Consider the following 2,491-nt stretch of genomic DNA (forward strand, 5'->3'; position numbering starts at 1 on the left):
CTGGCCGAGGTCGAGAGCGCGCGGGCCGTCGAGACCGAGCGTCGCATCGCCCTCGAGACCGTCCGCGAGCGGGTCCGCGCCGAGATGGCCCGGGCCGAGGCACTGCAACGCCAGCTCGACGAGCAACGGGCGGCCGCCGAGCTCCAGGCGCGTCGGACGGTGGTGCGGCAGCGGCAGATGGCCGCGACGTCGTCGGTGCTCGAGGCCCTGCCGCCGACCGTGGACGCGGTCGCCCGGTCGGTGGCCGAGGCGCGCGCGGTGCTGGCCGAGGCCGAGGCGGCCCGGGCAGAGCAGAACACCGAGCTGCAGGCGCTGCGCCGGGCCGAGCGTGAGCTGCGCGACCGGCTCGCCACCGTGACCGAGAGCGTGCACGGACTCGAGATGGAGATCTACGAGAAGAAGCTGCACCTGTCCGGGCTGCTCGAACGAGCCGGCTCCGAGCTCGGCCTCGTCGAGGACGTGCTCGTGGCCGAGTACGGACCACACGTGCCCGTGCCGGGTGACGACGAGGTCGTGGTCCGACCGTCCGTCGACGACGAGGTCGACCTGGTCGACGTCGAGGCCGCGGGCGACGTCGAGGCCGCGGGCGAGGACGACACCGCGGGGGAGCGTGCCGCCCGTGCCGCCGATCGCGCACCCGACGGCGCCACCGACCTCGACGACGCGACGCTCCCCGGGGGCGACGCCGCGCCTCCTCGGGGCGTGCCCTTCGAGCGGGCGGCCCAGCAGCGCCGGCTCGCCGTGGCCGAGAAGAAGCTCGCGCGGCTCGGGAGGGTCAACCCGCTGGCCCTCGAGGAGTTCGCGGCGCTCGAACAGCGCCATCTCTTCCTGACCGAGCAGCTGGCCGACCTGACCGGCACCCGCAAGGACCTCCTGACGATCATCGACGAGATCGACGACAAGATGCAGACCATCTTCGCGAGTGCGTTCGCCGACACCCAGGCCGCCTTCGACCAGGTGTTCCCGATCCTCTTCCCGGGAGGCAGCGGCTCGCTGCACCTGACCGACCCCGACGACCTGCTGGCGACCGGCATCGAGGTGACGGTGAAGCCGGCCGGCAAGAAGATCGAGCGGCTGTCGTTGCTGTCGGGCGGCGAGCGATCGTTGGCCGCCGTGGCGCTGCTGATCGCGATCTTCAAGGCCCGGCCGAGCCCGTTCTACATCATGGACGAGGTCGAGGCGGCCCTCGACGACGCGAACCTCGGCCGGTTGCTGACCATCTTCGAGGACCTGCGCGAGTCGAGCCAGCTCATCGTCATCACGCACCAGAAGCGCACGATGGAGATCGCCGACGCCCTCTACGGCGTCTCGATGCGTCAGGACGGCGTCAGCGCCGTCGTCGGTCAGCGCGTCGTCGCCGAGCGCGGCACCGCCGCCCCCGGCCTCTGACCCCCGTTCGCCCTCCCCGAGCCGAACCACCCGCCCTCACCCCTGCCCGCTCCGCCCGTTCGTCCCCGCCCGCCCCTCCTGTGCACATCGCGACCAGGAGGCCTCCAGCCGTCTGCTCGGGGAGAACTGAGCGGCGCGTCGCGCAGGAGTTGTCGGGTTCGGCCCGCCGTGAGCCTTGCGAGTGGTCGGGTTCGGCACGCCGTGAGCCCTGCGAGCGGTCGGGTCCGGTACGTCCCGACCCCTCCGAGCGGTCGGGTTCGGCACGCCCCGGCCCCTCCGAGCGGTCGGGTCCGGTACGCGGTGATCCCTCGCGTCGCTCGGCTCGGACCATGCCAGGGCCAGGGGCCTGACCCGACACGACCCGACGAGAAACGCAGGAGGCGCGACCTGCGTGGCCGCGCCTCCTGCGTTCTCGTCGTGCCCCGTGGGGCACCGGGTGTCAGTCGATGGGCGTGTCGAGGACCCCGCCGTTGATGCTCAGCACGTGCCAGGCGGTGCCGTCCCACTCGACCGTGTTCGCCGCGGCGTTCTCGATGTGCGGGACCTCGCGGCCGAGGATCTCGGCGAGGGTGAAGCGGATGATCGTGCCGTGGCAGACGACGACGATGTGGGCGTCGTCACCGTCGAGCGGCAGTCGCGTGTCGCGGATCATCTCGAGCGCGCCGACGCCCCGGGCGGCGACCGACTCGCGCGGTTCGATGTCGGGGTAGTCGGCGTTGGGCTGGTCGGGGATCGGCGACTCGGGGGTGCGGCCCTCGTGCGAGGCGTAGTCCCGCTCGATCAGTTCGTCGTAGGCGTCGCCCAACTCGATGCCGAGCTCGGCGGCGATGATCTCGGCGGTCTCGCGGGCGCGCTCGAGCGGCGACGACACGATGGCGCTCCACTCGACGCCGGCCAGCAGCCGCGCCGCCTCGAGGGCCTGGCCGCGACCCGTGTCGTTCAGCGGGATGTCGGACGAGCCCTGGAGCTTGTCGGCGAGGTTCCAGTCGGTCTGACCGTGGCGGATGAGTTCGAGGCGCATCGGGGTGTTCCGTTCCATGGTGCGGCCGCGGCGGTGCCGCGGGGGAGTGACGGCGGGCGGCCCCGGATGGAGGCCGCCCGC

Annotated in this window: 2 protein-coding genes; one reads left to right on the forward strand and one right to left on the reverse strand. The window is 72.8% G+C overall.

The features are described 5' to 3' along the window. Positions 1–1,389 (forward strand): AAA family ATPase (locus SZ60_RS15335; protein WP_043597484.1); only part of this gene is annotated, 1,389 nt, incomplete at its 5' end. 439 nt (positions 1,390–1,828) lie between these two features. On the opposite strand, the gene SZ60_RS15340 is transcribed toward SZ60_RS15335, so the two are convergent. Beyond that, positions 1,829–2,491 (reverse strand): histidine phosphatase family protein (locus SZ60_RS15340; RefSeq protein WP_369700716.1); only part of this gene is annotated, 663 nt, incomplete at its 5' end.

The organism is Frigoribacterium sp. MEB024 (genome assembly GCF_000878135.1).
Classification (GTDB): domain Bacteria; phylum Actinomycetota; class Actinomycetes; order Actinomycetales; family Microbacteriaceae; genus Frigoribacterium.